Source organism: Caballeronia sp. LZ043, assembly GCF_031451075.1.
Taxonomy (GTDB): domain Bacteria; phylum Pseudomonadota; class Gammaproteobacteria; order Burkholderiales; family Burkholderiaceae; genus Caballeronia.
In genome coordinates this window covers 747,600-766,794 of record NZ_JARUXT010000001.1, presented here as the reverse complement: position 1 = coordinate 766,794, position 19,195 = coordinate 747,600, and the positions used below count along the sequence as shown (strand labels likewise).

General features: G+C 67.7%; 16 protein-coding genes. 10 read left to right on the top strand and 6 right to left on the bottom strand.

From position 1 onward, the window contains the following. The first annotated feature begins 398 nt into the window (after positions 1-398). The 5 genes from trxB to QCE64_RS03275 all read left to right on the top strand — a co-directional run bounded on the left by trxB (position 399) and on the right by QCE64_RS03275 (position 4,250). Positions 399-1,394 carry a thioredoxin-disulfide reductase gene (gene trxB / locus QCE64_RS03295; protein ID WP_309914414.1) on the top strand — a complete coding sequence of 332 codons (996 nt, stop codon included), beginning with the start codon at positions 399-401 and terminating at the stop codon, positions 1,392-1,394. A gap of 214 nt (positions 1,395-1,608) precedes the next feature. Then, a complete protein-coding gene (locus QCE64_RS03290; RefSeq protein ID WP_309914412.1) occupies positions 1,609-2,445 on the top strand; it encodes a Smr/MutS family protein in 837 nt (278 codons plus the stop codon). After that, positions 2,435-3,055 carry a trimeric intracellular cation channel family protein gene (locus QCE64_RS03285; protein WP_309914409.1) on the top strand — a complete coding sequence of 207 codons (621 nt, stop codon included), beginning with the start codon at positions 2,435-2,437 and terminating at the stop codon, positions 3,053-3,055. Before QCE64_RS03290 ends, QCE64_RS03285 begins: the two co-directional genes overlap by 11 nt. Before the next feature lie 137 nt (positions 3,056-3,192). After that, positions 3,193-3,846 carry a protein-L-isoaspartate O-methyltransferase gene (locus tag QCE64_RS03280; RefSeq protein WP_309807553.1) on the top strand — a complete coding sequence of 218 codons (654 nt, stop codon included), beginning with the start codon at positions 3,193-3,195 and terminating at the stop codon, positions 3,844-3,846. 80 nt (positions 3,847-3,926) lie between these two features. Then, complete coding sequence (locus QCE64_RS03275) at positions 3,927-4,250, top strand: rhodanese-like domain-containing protein (RefSeq protein ID WP_309914404.1); 324 nt, start codon at positions 3,927-3,929, stop codon at positions 4,248-4,250. A gap of 7 nt (positions 4,251-4,257) precedes the next feature. Here QCE64_RS03275 and QCE64_RS03270 read toward each other — a convergent pair whose 3' ends face one another. From QCE64_RS03270 to hemC, 4 genes are all read right to left on the bottom strand, one after another. Then, entirely contained in the window at positions 4,258-5,814 is a 1,557-nt protein-coding gene (locus tag QCE64_RS03270; protein ID WP_310002656.1) for a GDSL-type esterase/lipase family protein, read from the bottom strand. 162 nt (positions 5,815-5,976) lie between these two features. Then, entirely contained in the window at positions 5,977-7,170 is a 1,194-nt protein-coding gene (locus tag QCE64_RS03265; protein WP_310002654.1) for a heme biosynthesis protein HemY, read from the bottom strand. Then, complete coding sequence (gene hemDX, locus QCE64_RS03260; RefSeq protein WP_310004133.1) at positions 7,170-9,302, bottom strand: fused uroporphyrinogen-III synthase HemD/membrane protein HemX; 2,133 nt, start codon at positions 9,300-9,302, stop codon at positions 7,170-7,172. Before hemDX ends, QCE64_RS03265 begins: the two co-directional genes overlap by 1 nt. Next, positions 9,302-10,309 (bottom strand): hydroxymethylbilane synthase, encoded by a 1,008-nt coding sequence (gene hemC, locus QCE64_RS03255; protein ID WP_310002652.1) that lies wholly within the window; start codon positions 10,307-10,309, stop codon positions 9,302-9,304. Before hemC ends, hemDX begins: the two co-directional genes overlap by 1 nt. A gap of 331 nt (positions 10,310-10,640) precedes the next feature. Between hemC and ppc the strand changes: the two genes are divergently transcribed. Further along, positions 10,641-13,703 carry a phosphoenolpyruvate carboxylase gene (gene ppc, locus QCE64_RS03250; protein ID WP_310002649.1) on the top strand — a complete coding sequence of 1,021 codons (3,063 nt, stop codon included), beginning with the start codon at positions 10,641-10,643 and terminating at the stop codon, positions 13,701-13,703. Between the two features lie 45 nt (positions 13,704-13,748). Here ppc and QCE64_RS03245 read toward each other — a convergent pair whose 3' ends face one another. Continuing rightward, positions 13,749-14,513, bottom strand: coding sequence for a class I SAM-dependent methyltransferase (locus tag QCE64_RS03245; protein WP_309914390.1), 765 nt, complete (start codon positions 14,511-14,513; stop codon positions 13,749-13,751). 151 nt (positions 14,514-14,664) lie between these two features. Between QCE64_RS03245 and QCE64_RS03240 the strand changes: the two genes are divergently transcribed. The 4 genes from QCE64_RS03240 (at position 14,665) to gstA (ending at position 18,717) form a co-directional block, all read left to right on the top strand. After that, positions 14,665-15,471, top strand: coding sequence for a helix-turn-helix transcriptional regulator (locus QCE64_RS03240; RefSeq protein WP_310002647.1), 807 nt, complete (start codon positions 14,665-14,667; stop codon positions 15,469-15,471). A gap of 77 nt (positions 15,472-15,548) precedes the next feature. Then, entirely contained in the window at positions 15,549-16,952 is a 1,404-nt protein-coding gene (gene argH, locus QCE64_RS03235) for an argininosuccinate lyase (protein WP_310002645.1), read from the top strand. A gap of 157 nt (positions 16,953-17,109) precedes the next feature. Further along, entirely contained in the window at positions 17,110-18,039 is a 930-nt protein-coding gene (locus QCE64_RS03230; RefSeq protein ID WP_309929431.1) for a bestrophin family ion channel, read from the top strand. 72 nt (positions 18,040-18,111) lie between these two features. Next, positions 18,112-18,717 (top strand): glutathione transferase GstA, encoded by a 606-nt coding sequence (gene gstA, locus QCE64_RS03225; protein WP_310002643.1) that lies wholly within the window; start codon positions 18,112-18,114, stop codon positions 18,715-18,717. A gap of 33 nt (positions 18,718-18,750) precedes the next feature. On the opposite strand, the gene QCE64_RS03220 is transcribed toward gstA, so the two are convergent. Continuing rightward, a partial coding sequence (locus tag QCE64_RS03220; RefSeq protein ID WP_310002641.1) for a hypothetical protein occupies positions 18,751-19,195 on the bottom strand: 445 nt, incomplete at its 5' end.

Here is a 19,195-nt window from a genome sequence, read left to right as displayed (position 1 = left end):
TGCTTGCGGCCTCGCCGGCCGGTGCGCCGGGACCGCCTGGAACGGTGGCCTATTGTAAACGCTGCATTGCGGGGAACGGCGTAAAAACGCCCCGGCGCTTGCAACCTGTAACACTCGTCACGCGGGCGTCATGGGCGCAAACCTCGCGTGCCGCGCCTATCGGCGCAATTGAAAGGTTCACTCGGAAGGCTTTTCGAGGCACCTTTATAATCCCCGTTTTGCACTCAAATACGGTTCATCGGAAGCGCTCCGGCGCCTCCACGCGGCCACGAGCCGCGCGGCGGGTGTCGATATTGCTGCGGTTCGCGCATGGCCACCAGCGCCCAGCCGCGCTGGCCACGCTGCCGCAAGCTCATCCGGCGCGCTTTCGAGCCGACCATCAAAAACGGACCACTATCATGTCTTCGCCCAAACACGCCAAAGTGCTGATCCTCGGTTCCGGCCCCGCCGGCTACTCCGCCGCGGTCTATGCGGCGCGCGCGAATCTGTCGCCGCTGCTCATCACCGGCCTCGCCCAGGGCGGCCAGCTGATGACCACCACGGATGTCGAAAACTGGCCGGGCGACCCCTCGGGCGTGCAGGGCCCGGAACTGATGCAGCGTCTCGAAGAACACGCGCGCGCCTTCAACACGGACATCGTGTTCGATCACATCCACACCGCCAAGCTCAATGAAAAGCCGATGCGCCTCATCGGCGACTCGGGCGAATACACCTGCGATTCGCTGATCATCGCGACCGGCGCGTCGGCGCAGTATCTCGGCATGCCGTCGGAGGAAGCGTTCATGGGCAAGGGCGTGTCCGCCTGCGCCACCTGCGATGGTTTCTTCTATCGCAACGGTGAAGTCGCGGTCATCGGCGGCGGCAACACGGCGGTCGAGGAAGCGCTGTATCTGGCGGGCATCGCGAAGAAGGTGACGGTGATTCATCGCCGCGACAAGTTCCGCGCCGAGCCGATCCTGATCGACCGCCTGCTCGCGAAGGAAAAGGAAGGCGTGGTCGAGATCAAGTGGAACCACGTGCTCGACGAAGTCACCGGCGACCAGTCCGGCGTCACGGGTCTGCGCGTCAAGCACACGCAGACCGGCGAGACGACCGACATCGCGCTGCAGGGCGTGTTCGTCGCGATCGGCCACAAGCCCAACACCGATCTCTTCATCAACCAGCTCGAGATGAAGAACGGCTACATCATCACGAAGGGCGGCACGACCGGCGACGCCACCTCCACGAGCCTTCCCGGCGTGTTCGCGGCGGGCGACGTGCAGGATCACGTGTATCGCCAGGCCATCACCAGCGCGGGCACGGGCTGCATGGCCGCGCTCGATGCGCAGCGCTACCTCGAAAGCATCCATGAAACGGCCACGCCGCATTCGATGAGCCACGAAGCGGATCGCTGATCCGCCGGACCGCGCGCGCGGCGAGCCGCTAGAATGTGATCAGCCCGCACGGTGCGCTTCGTGCATCGCTTTGGAAGCTTGCAGAACGGGCCACGGTTCACGCCGCCGGCCCGTTTTCTTTGCGGCAGGCGCGCGGCGGGCGGCTTGCTTTCCGGCATTCGCCCGCGCACCCCATCCTCGACTCAGTTTCCAGACGTTTCCAACTGGCCGAACGATGCCGAAGAATCACCCCCATCCAAACGAACCGAAAGCCCGGCGCAAGCCTGCGCCGCCATCGGCCGAACCGCCAGCGCGCGAGCCGGCCAGGCCCGCCGACGTCGCCGCCGCGGTAAGGCGCGACGGGCTCGCGGGCCTGTCGACGCTCAAGCGCGCGCTCAAGGCCGACGCCGAGCAGCGCGAGATCCAGCGCGTCGCGGCAGCGCGCGCCGAGCGCGAGAGCGTCGCGGATGCCGATGAATTCCGCCGCGCCATCGACTCGATCGGCGCCGTCGAACCGCTGAAGACCCCGCCCCGCACGACGCTGACCCGTGTGCCGCCTCCGCCGCTGCCGCTGCAGAGCCGTCGCGACGAAGAAGCGGTGCTGCAGGAGGCGCTGTCGGACGAATACGATCCCGAAAGCCTGCTCGATATCGACGACACGCTGTCCTTCAGCCGCCCGGGCATCAGTCAGGAAGTGGTGCGCAAACTGCGGCGCGGCGCGTGGATCGTGCAGGCGCAACTCGACCTGCACGGCATGCGGCGCGAAGAAGCGCGCGAGGCGCTGGCGGAGTTCATCCGCGAATCCGTGAAGCGCGGGCTGCGCTGCCTGCGCGTGATCCACGGCAAGGGACTCGGCTCGATCGGCCGCGAACCGGTGCTGAAAGGCAAGGTGCGCGCGTGGCTGGTGCAGAAGTCGGAGGTGATCGCGTTCTGCCAGGCGCGTCCGCACGACGGCGGCGCGGGCGCCGTGCTCGTGCTGCTGCAGCCGGGCGGTACGTCGCGCCAGCACCATCATCCGCAGGATCGCGGCGGCGAAGACAAGTCGAGGCCGGGGTCCGAACGTGCATCCTAGACTGACGCTCGCCATCAGCATCATGGAGGCGCTCGCGATCTTCGCCTACGCCTTCTCCGGGCTCATCGAGGCGCGCAAGCGCCGGCTGGACGCGGTCGGCGCGTTTCTCGTCGCGCTCGTCACGGCGTTCGGCGGCGGCACGGTCCGCGACGTATTGCTGTCGCGCCGGCCGTTCTACTGGGTCGAGCATCAGGACTACGTGCTCTTCATCTTCGCGATGGCGATCTTCGCGCCGCTGTTCCTGCGCGTGACCTCGCGCCTGTTCGACCAGCGCGCGCTGCTGGTGACCGACGCGATCGGCCTCGGTCTCTTCAGCGTGTCGGGCACGTCCGTCGCGCTGGACGCGCAAATGCCCGCCTTCACGGCGACGATGATGGGCGTCGTCACCGGCGTGTTCGGCGGCGTCATGCGCGACGTGCTGTGCAACGAAGTCCCGCTGATCCTGCGCGATTCGCGTCCCTATGCGGTGTGCGCGTTCGCGGGCTGCTGGATCTATCTCGGACTGGAGCGGCTCGACGTCGACACGATCTACAACGTGCTGCTCTCGACGGCGTTCATCCTGCTCGCGCGCCTCGTCACCTTCAAGCTCGACATCCGGCTGCCGCACTAGACGCCTTGGGGCACGTACCGCGAAGCAGGCGGGAAAACCCCTCGTTTTGCTACAATCGCTTCGTTTCCCGCCCCTTATCCGGCCACAGCGCGGCCACGGCGCGTATCCGCCCTAGGTCGCCACTACGCACACAGAACATGAACATCGAGCAAGCGCGTTTCAACATGATCGAGCAACAGATTCGTCCGTGGGAAGTGCTGGACCAGGACGTCCTCAATCTGCTTTCGATCGTCAAGCGTGAGAACTTCGTTCCCGCCGCGTACCGCAACATTGCCTTCGCAGACCTCGAAGTGCCGCTGCCCGGCGGCGAACGCATGCTGGCGCCGCGCGTCGAGGCGCGCATCCTGCAGGAACTCGCGGTTCACAAGGGCGAGACGGTGCTGGAAATCGGCACGGGTTCCGGCTACATGGCCGCCCTGCTCGCGCATCGCGGACGCAGCGTGACGAGCGTCGAGATTTCGCCGGAACTGGCCGACCTCGCGCGCCAGAACCTCGCGGCGAACGGCGTGACGAACGCCGAAGTGATCACCGGCGACGGCGCGCGCGGCTGGACCGACGGCGCGCCCTACGACGTGATCTGCGTGTCCGGCGGCCTGCCGGTCATGCCGCAGGAATTCCTCGAACAGTTGAAGATTGGCGGGCGCATTGCGGCGTTCGTCGGCGTGGCGCCGGTCATGAAGGCGCAGATCGTCACCCGCGTCGATGAAAAGCAGTTCCGCGTCTCGGACGTGTTCGAAACGCTGGTCGCGCCGCTCAAGAACGCGGTGCATCCGTCGCTGTTCCGCTTCTGATTGCGCTTCGTGCCGCCGTGAAGTCACGGCGGCACGCTCCCGTTCCTCGCTGTCCTTGCTGTCGTCTTTCGAAGATCTCCATGCAAAATCTCACCGCACCCGAACTTGCCGCGTGGCTGGCCGATACCTCGCGCCCCGCGCCCGTCCTGCTCGACGTGCGCGAGCCCTGGGAGGTCCAGACCGCGAAGCTGGACAACATCGTGTCGATTCCGATGCGCGACATTCCCGCCCGCAGCGAAGAACTCGACGACGACGCGCAGATCGTCTGCATCTGCCATCACGGCGCGCGCAGCGCACAGGTCGCGATGTTCCTGGAATCGCGCGGCTTCACGCAGATGTTCAACCTGTACGGCGGCATCGACGCGTGGTCGCGTCAGGTCGATCCGGCGGTGCCCACGTACTGATCCTGCGTCATCCGGCGCTCGACCACAGCGCCGTGCCGTTCGCGGCATAGATGACCAGATGGCCGTCCTTCTGGATCAGCGCCACCGCTCCCGGATGACCCGACGTACCGGTCTGCCACACCCGCGTCCCGTTCCTGTCGTATAACGCCAGATTGCCGTCGTCCTGCATGCGGACTTCGGCGCCGGGCGCGCCCGCGCTCTGCGACGACCACACGACCGCGCCGTTCTGCATCGCGACGAGATAGCCGTCGTCCCGCACCGTCAGCGTGACGCCGCCGCTGCACGCCGCCAGCGATCCACCCACGCCGAATCCTTCGCCTGCCGCCAGACGGCCGCAGGCGCCCGGTGCATTGACTTGCGGCAGCGCCGCGAACCAGTCCGGATCGGCTGCGTTCGCAATGGCCTGCGCGCCTGCGTCGTTCGGATGCAGATGGTCGCCGCTGTCGAACGCCGGGGCATACGCGGCCTGATTGCCGGCGTCGCCGGTTGCCCCCGCCTGATCGAGCACGGCGTCACAGCCGCTGCCGGCGCGATCGCGCAGGAACGCGTTGATCTGCTCGCGGGTGGTCTCGATGGCCGGCGTCCACTCCGCGACGCCCTGGAACGGCGTCAGCGTCGAGCAGATGACGCCGAGCTGCGCGGCGTGCGCTTGTCCGATCACGCGCCGGTACGCGTCTTCGAGTTGCTGCGCCGTCGGCGGATCGGCGTGAATGAGACTGTTCACGGCTTCGTCCGAGACGATCACCCATTTGACGTTCGCCTGCTCCAGCACGTCGCGGGCAAAGCGCGTGAGTCCGGCCTGACCCGCCTGATCCGTGAAGAAATCGTTACCGCTGATGGCCTCACTCAGCACGCCCACCGCCATGCCCGCGCGCGCCAGCCGCACCGCCAGCCGGTTGGGCCAGCGCCGGTTGGTGTTCGGCGTGGTCCCGAACCCGTCCGTGATCGACGCGCCGAACGCGACCACCGCGCCCGTTGCGGCGGCGTTCATCACGTCGATGCCGGTCAGGAAATAGACCGATTGCCCGCCCGCCGCATTCGCGACGCCGCCAGAAAACGCCGCATCGCCGCTCACGTCGCCGGGCGCGATATAGACGTCCTGCAGGCCGAGATCGTGGCCGGTGGAGTGCGGCGGCGTCCTCGACGGCACATGCAGGCTTACGGCGAGATCGGCGAGCGCGGGCACGTCGAAGGCGACGGCATCGCTCTGCACCGAACTGCCCGCCGGAATCGTGACGTAGGCCTGGCCGCCAAACGTGACCGGGCGATCGGTGCCCGCGACCGTACCCGCTCCCCGCGCGCGCCGCGCAAGATGCACGTCGCCGATCGTCACGGGCTGCGTGCCGTACAGGTTCGAGAGCGTCACCCGCGCCGCCGTGCCGCCGATGCTCGTATGCACGATGTGCCGGATCGTCTGGTTGTCGAAGCCCTCGTCGGACGCGACGGTGGGCGCGATGGACCACGTGCCGGTCCATTGCGCCTGGGCGTAGACCCTCGGCGCGACGGACCCAAGAGCGGCCATCGCCAGCAACCCGACCACGAACCTGCGCAGAACCGGCTTCATATCCGCCTCCGTTCCCGGCCGGACGCCGGATCAATGCGGTTTTCCGCAGGGCAATCGTGCATTCGTCGTACCCGCGGCGCGCGTGGGCATGGCACTCCACCAAGAAAAAAGCCGCATGAACGTTCGTTCATGCGGCTTCCTTGCTTCCCGGCGCGGCACGGATCACACGACGTTCATCGCCATGGCGCTCGCGCGATAGTGTTCCGCGGCCTGCTGCGTGTCGCCGAGCTGCTCATGCAAACGGGCAAGCGCGCGATGCGTGCGGATCTTGAGCGGCTCGTTGTCGGCGAGCTTCAATGCCGATTCGAGGAACGCCTGCGCCTTGCCCCACAACTGCTGGTGCAGGCACAGCCGGCCGAGTGTGAAGAGCAGATCGGCGTCTTCGCTGCGCTCCTTCTGCCAGGCTTCGGCGCGCTGGATCAGCGGGAAGGCGTCCCCGCCGACGATACAGTCCGGATAACGCCGCAACAGCCGCGCATCCCAGTTGTGCGCGAGCGCGTCCTCGACGATCTTCTTCGCCTCCGCGCGACGGTCGAGCGCGATCAGCAATTCAGCAGCGAGATCGGCGAGACGCGGCGACTGACGCTCGGTAGCCGAGAGCGACTGCCAGAACTCGATGAGCGCATCGGGATTGTGCCGCCGGTCGCGCAGCAGGTTTTCCGCCGCGACCTGACGCAGCCGCACGGCCACCGCCGGATGCAGCGCCTCGCGCTTCTCCAGCATGCGCACGAGCTTCAGCACTTCACCCCAGTTCTTCAACTGCTGCTGCGCCCGCAACGCGATCTGCTGCGCATGGATGCGCCGGCCGCCCTGCGCCTGCATCTCGGTCAACGCGACAAGGGCGCCATCGGCGTCGCGGCCGTCGGCGCGCATGTCGGCGGTCGCCATCAGGCGCGCGTCCTGCCACTCGGGGCCGCCCACCTGCGCAAGCCATTCGTCGCGCCGGGCATATTCATGCAGCCGATGCGCCGCACTCGCGCCGATCAGCCCGGCCGCGCCCTTGTTGTCGGTCACGGCGAGCGCGTCGCGCGCGGCCTTCTCGGCCTTCGAAAAACGCCCGGCATACAGATGTCCGACCGCGTCGCGCAGCGCGGCATTCGCCTTCGCCAGCCTGCTGCGCGCGCGATACGCCGCCACCCGCGACGGCATCTTCCAGACGCCGCGCGCCGCGCGGATCAGCGCGTACAGCACCAGGAACAACACCACCAGCGCGACCACGAACAGGTTCAGCGACATGTCCACGCGATACGGCGGCATCACCAGCAGGATCTGTCCGCCGTTGAAACCGCCGACCGTCGCGACGATCACCGCGACGGCGAACAGCAGCGCAAGCCAGATGAGTCCACGAGTCGTCATCATCCGCCTCGCTTGAACTGGTGGACGGCGGCGAGGCTGTCGTTGAGGTTGGGCACGGATACCGCGAGCGATGCCTGGTCGACCTGCTTCACCAGTTCGCGCACCGCTTCCACCTTCTTCGACGACGGATCGAAATAGCGGGCCAGCGCGGCATCGGCGGCGCTCAGGTCCGACTTCAGCGTGGGTTCACTGCGCGAAAGCAGCGACAAACGCGCCGACAGCAGCCGCAGCTTGACGTTCTCGCGCACGAAGTAGCCTTGATCCGGCGACGTGAGCATGGCGTCGGCGTTATCGATGCGGCGCACCGACACGAGGCTCGACAACTGCTGGCCGATGCCGCTCGTGATCTGCCGCCACAGCACCTTCCAGCGCGGCTCGCCGGTGGCCGCGGCGATGGAGGCGCTGTCGGCGGGGGCGGCGGCCTGGGCGCGCGCACGGGCGAGCGGCGCTTCGCCGGCGAGCGGCAGCTGGTCGATCTGGCCGATGGCGGTATCGAGCTTGATGGCCAGACCGGTGAGGTCGGTGGTCGGCGCGGACTTGAGCTTGTCCATGTCCTGCGCGATGGCTTTGCGGATCGCCACGACCTGTGGGCCATTGGTGGCCGCGAGGCGGGTGTCGGCGCTTTGCAGCGCGAACAGCGCCAGTTGCACGTTGCCGGTCAGTTGCAGCTGCTGGCTTGCGCTCGACAGGATCTGCTCGACTTCGGCGACGGTCCAGTCGTCGCGATTGCTCGCGAGATCCTGATATTGCTGCTGCAACGCCTGGCTGTGCGCTTCGGCGTCCGCGAGCTTGCCTTGCAGCTGGATGAGCTGGGTGTTGAGCGCGGTCGTGGCGCTCGCGGCCTGATCGGCCTTGGCGCGCAGCTCGGCGTTCTGCTGGTCCGCCTGCGCGAGCCGCTGCGACAGTTGCGTGCCGGCGCGGTCGAACTTGCGGTTCAGGACGAACGCACCCGCGCCCGCCGCCACCGCCAGAATGACGACGACGACCCACAACAGGACGAGGCCCGCGCCGCTGCGCCGCTTCTGCTGCTCGAATGGCGTGAACGGCGTGTTGGGCGGCAGGGGCGGTGTCACGTTCGGCTGAGGTGAGTCTTTCTTGGAATCGTTCGGATCAGTCATGCGTGATGGAGCCGGTTGGTGGGCCGGTTGTGGGGCCGATTGCTGGGCCGGGGCCGATTCGGAAGCCGGACCGGCGGCTGCGTCAGCCTCCGGACGCCGGTGGGTCTGGGCCGTTTGATGCGACTGGTGAGTCTGGGCCGATGCCTCCGCGCCGCTCATGCCGGACGGAAACAAGGTTTCCAGCGCGTGGACGATGCGGTCGTCACCCGCGCCGGACACCGTCATCCTATCAAAACCCGCCCCCCGCGCGGCCTCGGCGATGCGCGGATGGGGGCAGACCAGCGGCGCGCGTTTCAGGCGCGCGATTTCATCGGCAGTGAGATGCTCGTACGCGAGTTCGTTGAGATTGCGCACGCCTTCAGAGCTGGTCAGCAGCCAGGCGTGCGGCACGTCCTGCATGGGCGGCTCGCCGGTGAGCAGCGCGTGCACGCGCTCCCACTTCTGCATCGACGGCTCCGGCAGCACGCGCCGGTACGCCGCGGCCTTCTCCACCCGCGCGCCCGCGGCCACCAGGCGTTCGGCGAGCCACTCGCGGCCGCCGTCGCCGCGCACGATCAGCACGCGCCGGCCTTCGAGACCGGTGGCGCCGAACTCCGCTTCGATGGCCGCGTACAGCGCTTCGGAATCGAAACGGGGATCGGCTTTCTCCGCCGATGGTGTAATCACCCGCTGCGCGGGCGCATGCACGCCCTGGCGCGCGAGCGCGGTCACCGAGCCGGGTCCTACCACCGCCACCGGCAGATCCGCAGGCCACGGCGCAGCGAGCCGGCTGAACGCGTGATCGATCGCGTTCGGCGACACGAACACCACCAGCGCGTAACGCTCCGGCGCATCCGGCGGCAGATAGAGCTGATCGAGCGCGGCGCGCAGCGGGGCGTCGTCGGCGACGGGGGCGATGTCGATCAGCGGGAATTCCAGCGTGTCGAATCCGGCGCTGGCGAGACGCGCGAGCAGCGTGGACGACTGTCCCGCCGGACGCGTGACGATGACGGTGGCGCGGCGCGGGCCCGGCATCAGGAACGCGGCCACGCGGGCGCCGTGTTCGGACCGTCGCCGGCACGCGAGGTGGCGAGCGCGGCGACGATCTCCAGCGCGCCTTGCGCTTCGAGATCCGTCGACACGCGCTGGCCCAGCGCGAGCGCGGCGGCCAAGTCGGGCGCGCGCACGGATTCCTCGGCGCGCAGCACGCGCCGGCCATCCGGCATCGATACCGCGCCGCGCAGATGCAGCGCGTCGCCCTGCCACTCGGCGTACGCGGCGAGCGGCACTTCACAACTGCCGCCGAGCGCGCGCGATACCGCCCGTTCCGCTTCGACGGCCAGCGCGGTCCGCTCGTCGTGCAGCGGCGCGAGCCACGCGGCGAGTTCCGCGCGGTCGGCGCGGATTTCGATGCCGAGCGCGCCCTGCCCCGCCGCCGGCAGGCTCTGCGACGGTTCGAGACGCGCGCGGATGCGTGCTTCAAGACCGAGCCGCTTGAGACCCGCGGCCGCGAGGATGATCGCCGCATATTCGCCGCGGTCCAGCTTGCCGAGACGCGTATCGAGATTGCCGCGCAGCGGGCGCACGTCGAGGAGCGGAAAACGTGCGCGGATCATGGCTTCGCGACGCAGGCTCGAGGTGCCGACGACGCTGCCCGCCGGCAGCGCTTCGAGCGACTCGAAGTGCGGCGAGACGAACGCGTCGCACGGATCCTCGCGTTCGAGAATGGCGCCGAGCGTGAAGCCTTCGGGCAGTTCCATCGGCACGTCCTTGAGCGAATGCACCGCGAGATCGGCGCGGCCTTCGGCAAGCGCGGCTTCGAGCTCCTTCACGAACAGGCCCTTGCCGCCGACCTTCGACAGCGTGCGATCGAGGATCTGATCGCCGCGCGTGGTCATTCCGAGGATTTTCACGTCGCAACGTGGATATAATTTGTGCAGCGCACACCGCACATGTTCGGCTTGCCAAAGGGCAAGGCGGCTTTCCCGCGAAGCGATGGTCAGGGTTGCGGGCGGTGTCGCCGAATGCGTCTCGGAATTCATTGATGCTTGAGTGAATGACGGGATTGATGAATGGACATTAGCGAACAATGGTAGCACGCACGCCACGGCTCACCGACCCGCCGGCATTGCGCGAAAGCCTTGTCCGATGCGCCTTTCGGGGCATTCGCAGCACGTCGGGATGCAGCGGGAAGGCGGCTCCGCGCCGCCTTCCCGCGGTTCGCGGGCCGCGACGCGGTGAATCGCGCGGCATGCTGTCGCAAGTTTGAAGCACGGCCGTTCGGCGGCCGGCGCTTTCTCGCCGGGCCAACGCGCCGGTCCGGCGTTTCGAGTCGATGTGCCCTGGCTTTGCCGCTTCTGAGAGGAACTCAACGTGACGTCTTCTGCATCGGCTCGCTCCGCGCGCCGCAACGCCGCATCGCCCAAGTCTTCCCCCGCCGGCACGCCCGCACCCGCCAGCGCCAGCCAGCCCGCCACCGTCGCCAAGGCGTCGAAGGCCGCCATCGCGCCGAAACCCCGGCCCGGCATCAAGGCCGCTTCGAAGTCGGCGCTGAAGTCCGTCCCCAGACCCGCGCCGAAGACGCCCGCGGCGTCGAAATCCACGTCGAAGCCCTCCACCCGCGCGCGCGACGACAAGGACCGGCCGCTCTTCGAAGACATCCGTTTCCTGGGCCGCCTGCTCGGCGAAGTGCTGCGCGAGCAGGAAGGCGACGCCGTATTCGATGTGGTCGAAGCCATTCGCCAGACGGCCGTGAAGTTCCGCCGCGAAGACGACGTCGAGGCCTCGCAGACGCTGGAAAAGAAGCTGCGCGCGCTGTCGCCGGAACAGACCGTCTCGGTCGTGCGCGCGTTCAGCTATTTTTCGCACCTCGCCAACATCGCCGAAGACCGTCACCACAACCGTCGCCGCCGCATTCACGCGCTGGCCGGCTCCGGCTCTCAGCCCGGCACGATTGCCTACGCGATCGAACGCATGCGCGAACAGCAGACCGTCAGCGCCACGCGCAAGCAGCTCGACAAGTTCTTCGGCGACGCGCTGATCGTGCCGGTCCTCACCGCGCATCCGACCGAAGTGTCGCGCAAGAGCATCCTCGATGCGCAGCACGACATCGCCCGCCTGCTTGCCGAACGCGACCAGGAACTGACCGCGCGCGAACGCGCCCGCAACGAAGCGGTGCTGCGCGCGCGCGTGACGTCGCTGTGGCAGACGCGCATGCTGCGCGACGCGCGCCTCACGGTCGCCGATGAAATCGACAACGCGCTGTCCTACTACCGCGCCACCTTCCTGGCCGAGATTCCGGCGCTCTACGCGGACATCGAGACCGCGCTCGGCGAACACGGGTTGCCCGTGCGCCTGCCGCCGTTCTTCCAGATGGGCAGCTGGATCGGCGGCGACCGCGACGGCAATCCGTTCGTCACCGGCGAAACGCTCGACACCGCGATCACCCGCCAGGCGACGGTGATCTTCGAACACTATCTGGAGCAGGTGCATCTGCTGGGCGCGGAACTGTCGGTGTCGAACCTGCTGGCCGGGTCGAGCGAGGCCTTGCAGGCGCTCGCCGACGCCTCGCCGGACCAGTCGGTGCATCGCACGGACGAGCCGTACCGGCGCGCGCTGATCGGCATGTACACGCGACTCGCGGCCAGCGCGCGCGTGCGGCTGGGCGAAGGCGTCGTGGCGCTGCGCAGCGCCGGGCCGGGCGCGCCGCAGATCCGCGCGACGCCCTACGCGGATGCCGCCGAATTCACCCGCGACCTGCACGTGCTGGTCGATTCGCTCGCCGAGCACCATGGCGCGTCGATGTCGATCCTGCGGCTCTCGCCGCTCGTACGCGCATCCGAAGTGTTCGGCTTCCATCTGGCGAGCATCGACTTGCGGCAGAGCTCGGACATCCACGAGGCGGTCATCGCCGAACTGCTCGCGCGGGCCGGCGTGAATGCCGACTACGCGGCGCTCTCCGAGGAAGAAAAGCGCGCGGTGCTGCTGAAGGAACTGGCCCAGCCGCGTCCGCTGCGCCTGCCGTACGCCGACTATTCCGATCTCGCAAAAAGCGAGCTCGGCGTGCTGGAAGCGGCGCGCGAAACCCGTCGCAAGTTCGGCGCGCGCGCCGTGCGCAACTACATCATTTCGCATACGGAAACCGTCAGCGACCTGCTGGAAGTGATGCTGCTGCAGAAGGAAACCGGCGTGCTGCAAGGCTGCCTTGGCAACCGGGAAGATTCCGCGCGCGACGGCCTGATGGTGATTCCGCTGTTCGAAACCATCGCCGACTTGCGCAATGCCCCGGTCATCATGGGCGAGTTCTTCGCGCTGCCGGGCATCGATGCGCTGGTGCGCAACCAGGGCAACGAGCAGGAAGTGATGCTCGGCTATTCCGACAGCAACAAGGACGGCGGCTTTCTCACGTCGAACTGGGAGCTGTATCGCGCGGAACTGGCGCTGGTCACCTTGTTCAAGGAACGCGGCACGACGCTGCGCCTGTTCCACGGCCGGGGCGGCACGGTGGGACGCGGCGGCGGCCCGACCTACCAGGCCATCCTGTCGCAGCCGCCCGGCACCGTCGATGGGCAGATCCGCCTGACCGAACAGGGCGAAGTGATTTCGAGCAAGTTCGGCAATCCCGAAATCGGCAGGCGCAATCTGGAGACGGTGGTCGCCGCGACACTGGAAGCCTCGCTGCTGCCGCATGAAAACGCGCCCGCGCAGCTGCCGCAATTCGAAGAAGTGATGCAGACGCTCTCGGATGCGGCGATGGCCGCGTACCGCGCGCTCGTCTACGAGACGCCGGGCTTCACCGACTACTTCTTCTCCTCGACGCCGATCGCCGAGATCGCCGAGCTGAACATCGGCAGCCGGCCGGCCTCGCGCAAGATGCAAGATCCGAACCAGCGCAAGATCGAGGACCTGCGCGCAATTCCCTGGGGTTTCTCGTGGGGACAGTGCCGCCTGCTGCTGACCGGCTGGTACGGGTTCGGCAGCGCGGTGAGCGCGTATCTGGACAAGACCGGCTCCGAGGAAGAACGCGGCAAGCGGCTCGCCCTGCTGCGCAAGATGTGCAAGACCTGGCCGTTCTTCAAGAACCTGCTGTCGAACATGGACATGGTGCTCGCCAAGACCGATCTCGCGGTCGCGTCGCGCTACGCGCAGCTCGTCAGCGACAAGAAGCTGCGCAAGCACGTGTTCGAGCGCATCGTCGCGGAGCATGAGCGCACGTGCGCCGTGCTCGCGGAGATTACCGGCCGCGGCGAACGTCTCTCCGACAACCCGCTGCTCGCGCGTTCGATCAAGAACCGCTTCCCGTATCTCGATCCGCTCAATCACCTTCAGGTCGAGCTGCTCAAGCGGCATCGCGCGGGCGATCAGAACGTGCGGCTGCGGCGCGGCATTCACCTGACCATCAACGGCATCGCGGCCGGCCTGCGCAACACCGGCTGATGCGTGGCGGCGCCGTGTGCGGGCAGCACCACGGCGCCGCTGACCTCAGTCGCGCCGCTGCGCCTCGATCAGCATCGCATCGAGTTCAAACGAGCCATCCTCCGTCACGCTGAAGTACTGGCGCACTTCGTCGGGCGCGCTGTTCCACATCGAGCGAATGGCCGTCACGCGCTCGGGCGGCGTGCGCATTCGCGTCACCCACGCATCGAATCCGAGCGGAATGCGCCAGCGTTCGCCGACACGCGCCTCGAAGCCGGCGGCATCCAGCATCGCGAGCCATTCGTCCGCGCGATAGTCGCGGATATGCGAGGCGTCGCGCAGTATTTCGATGGCCTGGATATGCGTGTCGTACAGCGGATCGTCGATACCCGCGATGTCGATGAAGCGCAGCCGCCCGCCCGGCTTCAGCACCCGATGCACCTCCCGCAGCGCCGCCGGCACGTCGCGCCAGTGATGCGCGCTCATGCGGCTCACCGCCCAGTTGAACGACGCATCCGCGAACGGCAGCGTTTCCGCCGCGCCCTGCTGCGTGCGGATCGTCGTGAGCCCGCGCTCGCGCGCCGCGGCTTCGACCGTCGCCAGCATCTGCGGCGCGATGTCGTATGCCACCACCTCGCGCACGTGCGGCGCGATCGCGAAGCTCGCGTGGCCTGCGCCGCAGCCCATGTCCAGCACCGTCGCGTTGCCGCAGGTGGCCGCGAAGGTCGCGGCGAGCGTCTGCAGATCCGCGCCGCTCGCGTGGACGGCGCTCGTGAGATAGGCGGCAGCCGTGCTGCCGAAGGCGTCCGCGACCTGATCGTGGTGTTTCATGGCGAATCTCCGGTTCGGTGTGGGGAGGTGTGGGGAAGGTGTGGCGCTACAAGCCGCTACAATAGAACCCGCCCTGTACCGGTACAAGTCAAGCAGTTATTCTGGTATCTCCACCACCTGTCATCGCTGAACCCTGTTTTCAGCGCCTTGCATGAGCTCCATCGAGAAACACGACATCCTTGCCGAAACGCCCGCCCGCGCGCTCGGCGAGTTCATCCGCGCGCATCGCGAACGCCTCTCGCCGCAGGCCGTCGGGCTGGCGGCCGGACCGCGCCGCCGCACGCCCGGCCTGCGCCGCGAGGAAGTGGCGCAACTGTGCGGCGTGAGTCCCACCTGGTACACCTGGATCGAACAGGGCCGCCCGGTGTCCGCCTCCGCCGACGCGCTCGCGCGCATCGCCGTCGCGTTGCAGCTGTCGCGCGCCGAACGCGCCTATCTGTTCGAGCTGGCCGCGCAGCGCGATCCCGCCGAGCCCGATCCCGCCAGCCAGGACGCGCCCGCCGCGCTGCTGCAGACGGTCGGCCTGATCGGCGCGCCGGCTTACGTACTGGACCGGCAATGGAACGCGCTGCGCTGGAACGCGCCGGCGGCGGAGCTGTTCGTCGGCTGGCTCGACGGCGCGCACGACCGCAACCTGCTGACCTACACCTTCACGTCGCCGGCGGCGCGCGAGCTGATCGTCGACTGGGACACGCGCGCGCGGCGGCTCGCGGCCGAGTTCCGGGCGGATTCCATCCGCCATCTGAACGATCCGCCCACGCGCGCGCTGATCGACACCCTCAGCGCCGCGAGCGACGCGTTCGCGCGCTACTGGGCGTCGCAGGACGTGTTCGAGCGCGAAGGCGGCGAACGCGGGTTCAATCATCCGGCGCGCGGCCGCGTGGTGTTCAACCAGATCACCTTCAAGCCGGCGCATCGCGAAGATCTGAAGCTCGTGATCCTCGTCGGGGAAGCGTGACGCCTTTTGTTAAAATCCCAGTCTTCCGGCGGCTCCTCGCGCCGCTTCCTCCGACCGCCACAGCACAGCACATCACCATGAGTTCCCAACTCCACAAAAAAGGCGAGGCCTGGTCCGCGCGCTTCTCCGAGCCGATGTCGGAGCTCGTCAAACGCTATACGTCATCGGTATTCTTCGACAAGCGCCTCGCCCTCGTCGACATTCAGGGCTCGCTCGCGCATGCCTCGATGCTCGCGGCGCAGAAGATCATCGGCGCCGACGACCTCGCGGCCATCGAGCGCGGCATGGCGCAGATCAAGGGCGAGATCGAGCGCGGCGAGTTCGAGTGGAAGCTGGACCTGGAAGACGTGCATCTGAACATCGAGGCGCGCCTGACCGCGCTGATCGGCGACGCCGGCAAGCGCCTGCACACCGGCCGCTCGCGCAACGACCAGGTGGCGACCGACATCCGCCTGTGGCTGCGCGGCGAGATCGACCGCATCGGCGAGCTGCTGAAGGATCTGCGCGGCGCGCTGATCGACATGGCCGAGCAACACGCCCTCACCATCATGCCCGGCTTCACGCATCTGCAGGTCGCGCAGCCGGTGACCTTCGGCCACCATCTGCTCGCCTACGTCGAGATGTTCTCGCGCGACGCCGAACGCATGCGCGACGCCCGCAAGCGCGTGAACCGCCTGCCGCTCGGCGCGGCGGCGCTGGCCGGCACGAGCTATCCGATCGACCGCGAGGCGGTTGCGAAGACGCTCGGCTTCGAGGGCATCTGCGCGAACTCGCTCGACGCCGTGTCGGACCGCGACTTCGCGATCGAATTCACGGCGGCCGCGGCGCTCGTCATGACGCACGTGTCGCGCTTCTCCGAGGAACTGGTGCTGTGGATGAGCCCGCGCGTCGGCTTCATCGATCTGGCGGACCGCTTCTGCACCGGTTCGTCGATCATGCCGCAGAAGAAGAACCCGGACGTGCCGGAACTCGCGCGCGGCAAGACCGGCCGCGTAAACGGCCACCTGATGGCGCTGCTCACGCTGATGAAAGGCCAGCCGCTCGCCTACAACAAGGACAATCAGGAAGACAAGGAGCCGCTGTTCGACACCGTCGATACGGTTGCCGACACGCTGCGCATTTTCGCGGAGATGGCCGCGGGCATCACGGTGAAGCCGCAGGCGATGCGCGCCGCCGCGTTGCAGGGCTTCTCCACCGCCACCGATCTCGCGGACTATCTCGTGAAGCGCGGCCTGCCGTTCCGCGATGCGCACGAGGCGGTGGCGCACGCGGTGCGCATCTGCGTGGACCGCGAATGCGACATCGCGGACCTGTCGCTGGACGAGATGCGCAAGGAACTGCCGAACGTCGCGCATCTGATCGGCGAGGACGTGTTCGATTATCTGACGCTCGAAGGCTCGGTCGCGAGCCGCGCCCACGCGGGCGGCACCGCGCCGGATCAGGTGCGGGCGGCGGCACGGGCCGCGCGTGCGGCGCTCTGAGCGAGCGAGGTTTTAAAGCGCCCTGAAGACCCTCCGAGGCCGTTCGCAAGAACGGCCTTTTTCGTTCCCGGCCGCGACGCAGTGTCCCTGCGCAATGCCTGGCTGATTCGCGATAATCGGGTGTCGCGCCCTCCACACCCATCACAGGCTCCACGCCATGATCATCCGCCCCAAGCTCAACTGGTTCCGGCTGTTGTTCGTCTGGCGCGGCTCCGTGCTGCCCCAGCTTCTGCCGCGGCTCGGGCTGATCTTCGCGTTGTCGGTGACGGCGATCGTCATGCACGACACCATGCGCACCTATCCGGTCGAACTCGGCACGCCGCCGTTCGCGCTGGTGGGCATCGCGCTCGCGGTGTTTCTCGGCTTCCGCAACAGCGCGGCCTATGAGCGCTGGTGGGAAGGCCGCAAGCTGTGGGGCGCGCTGCTCAACACCGCGCGCGCGCTCGGGCAACAGGCGCTGTCGCTGACGGCTCGGCGCGAGCCGGTGCAGTCACGGCAGTTCCTCGCCGCGCTCGGCGCCCTCGCGCATGCGCTGCGTCACCAGCTGCGCGGCACCGATGCCCTCGCCGATCTCGCCCCGCGCGTGCCGCCCGAGCTGCACGCGCGCCTCGCGGCAGCCACCTTCCGCCCGGCGCTCATCATGCTCTGGCTCGGCGAATGGGTCGCGGAGCGTCAGCGCGAGGGCAGCATCGACGGCTATGCGGTGCTCGCCTTCCAGCACAACCTGAACGTGCTGTCGGATGTGATCGGCGGCTGTGAACGCCTCGCCTCGACCCCGTTGCCGTTCTCGTACTCGGTGATGATCCATCGCACCATCTATCTGTTCTGCGCGTTCCTGCCGTTCGGTCTCGTCGACGGCGCCGGCCTGCTCACGCCCTTGTTCGCGTTGCTGCTCGCCTATGCGTTCATGGCGCTCGAAGCCATCGCGGCGCAAATCGAGGACCCGTTCGGCAACGAAGAGAACGATCTCGCGCTGAACACCATCTGCGAAGGGATCGAAACCGCGCTGCATGACCTGGCCGCCGACCCCGGCTTCGTGCGCGCGCCACGCTGCGCGACGAACACGCCCGACTACATTCTCGATTGACCTTCCGTCCTCCCGTGCAGGGTGCGCATGACATCGTCGATAATCGTGCGCTCTCAACCCGGAGGAAACGTTTTGAAACTGTTCTACAAGGCGGGCGCGTGCTCGCTCGCCTCGCATATCGCGCTCGAGGAGTCCGGCCTGGCCTACACCACCGAAGCCGTCGATCTCAAGACCAAGACCACCGCGAGCGGCGCCGACTTCAGCCAGATCAACCCGAAGGGCTATGTTCCCGCGCTGTTGCTCGACAGCGGCGAACTGCTGACCGAAGGTCCGGCGATCATGCAATACGTCGCCGATCAGGCGCCGGCCAGACATCTCGCCCCGCTCGCCGACGCGATGGCGCGCTATCGCCTGCAGAGCTGGCTCACGTTCATCGGCACCGAACTGCACAAGAACTTCTCTCCGTTCTTCACGCCGGGCGTGGGCAGCGATTCCCGGGCCATCGCCATGGCCACGCTCGAGCGCCGTCTCGCCTATGTCGCGCAGCACATCGATGACAAGCAGTTCCTGCTCGGCGACGACTTCAGCATCGGCGACGGCTATCTCTTCACCGTGCTTGGCTGGGCGAAGCATGTGGATCTCGATCTCGGCAAGTGGCCGGCGCTCGTTGCGTATCAGGAGCGGGTCGGCGCGCGGGCCGCCGTGCAGGCGGCGATGAAGGCGGAAGGCCTGATCTGAAGCGCGCGGCATCGTGCGGCGCACTCGCGTATTTCATCCACAGATGCGCCGCACCAGCCATTTGTACATGCGGTCGAGCGTCGGCACGATGCGGCGCTCGGTCCAGTCGAACGACAGCATCGCCACGGACACGAGCATCGCGCTGCACACGAAACCCGCGAACCACGGCTCGACATGCGGCCAGTCCAGCAGCGCGCGGCATGACAGGTAGTAACCGCCCACCAGCGAGATGACGAAGAAGATCGCCGCGCGCCATGACGAATGCTCGCGCGAGCGTGTCAGGTGAATCAGCGCGCCGCACACAACGCCCAGCGCGTGCGCCGGATCGGCATGCATGTCGGATGCCGACGGATCGAGGCAGCGCACCATGTCCATCAGGCATTCGGACCCGCAAGGCGCGAACGGATAGAGAACGATCATGATCTGAAGTGTGCAACGTGAGGTTCCGGCCGCGCGGCGGCGCTCTTGAAGACCTGTC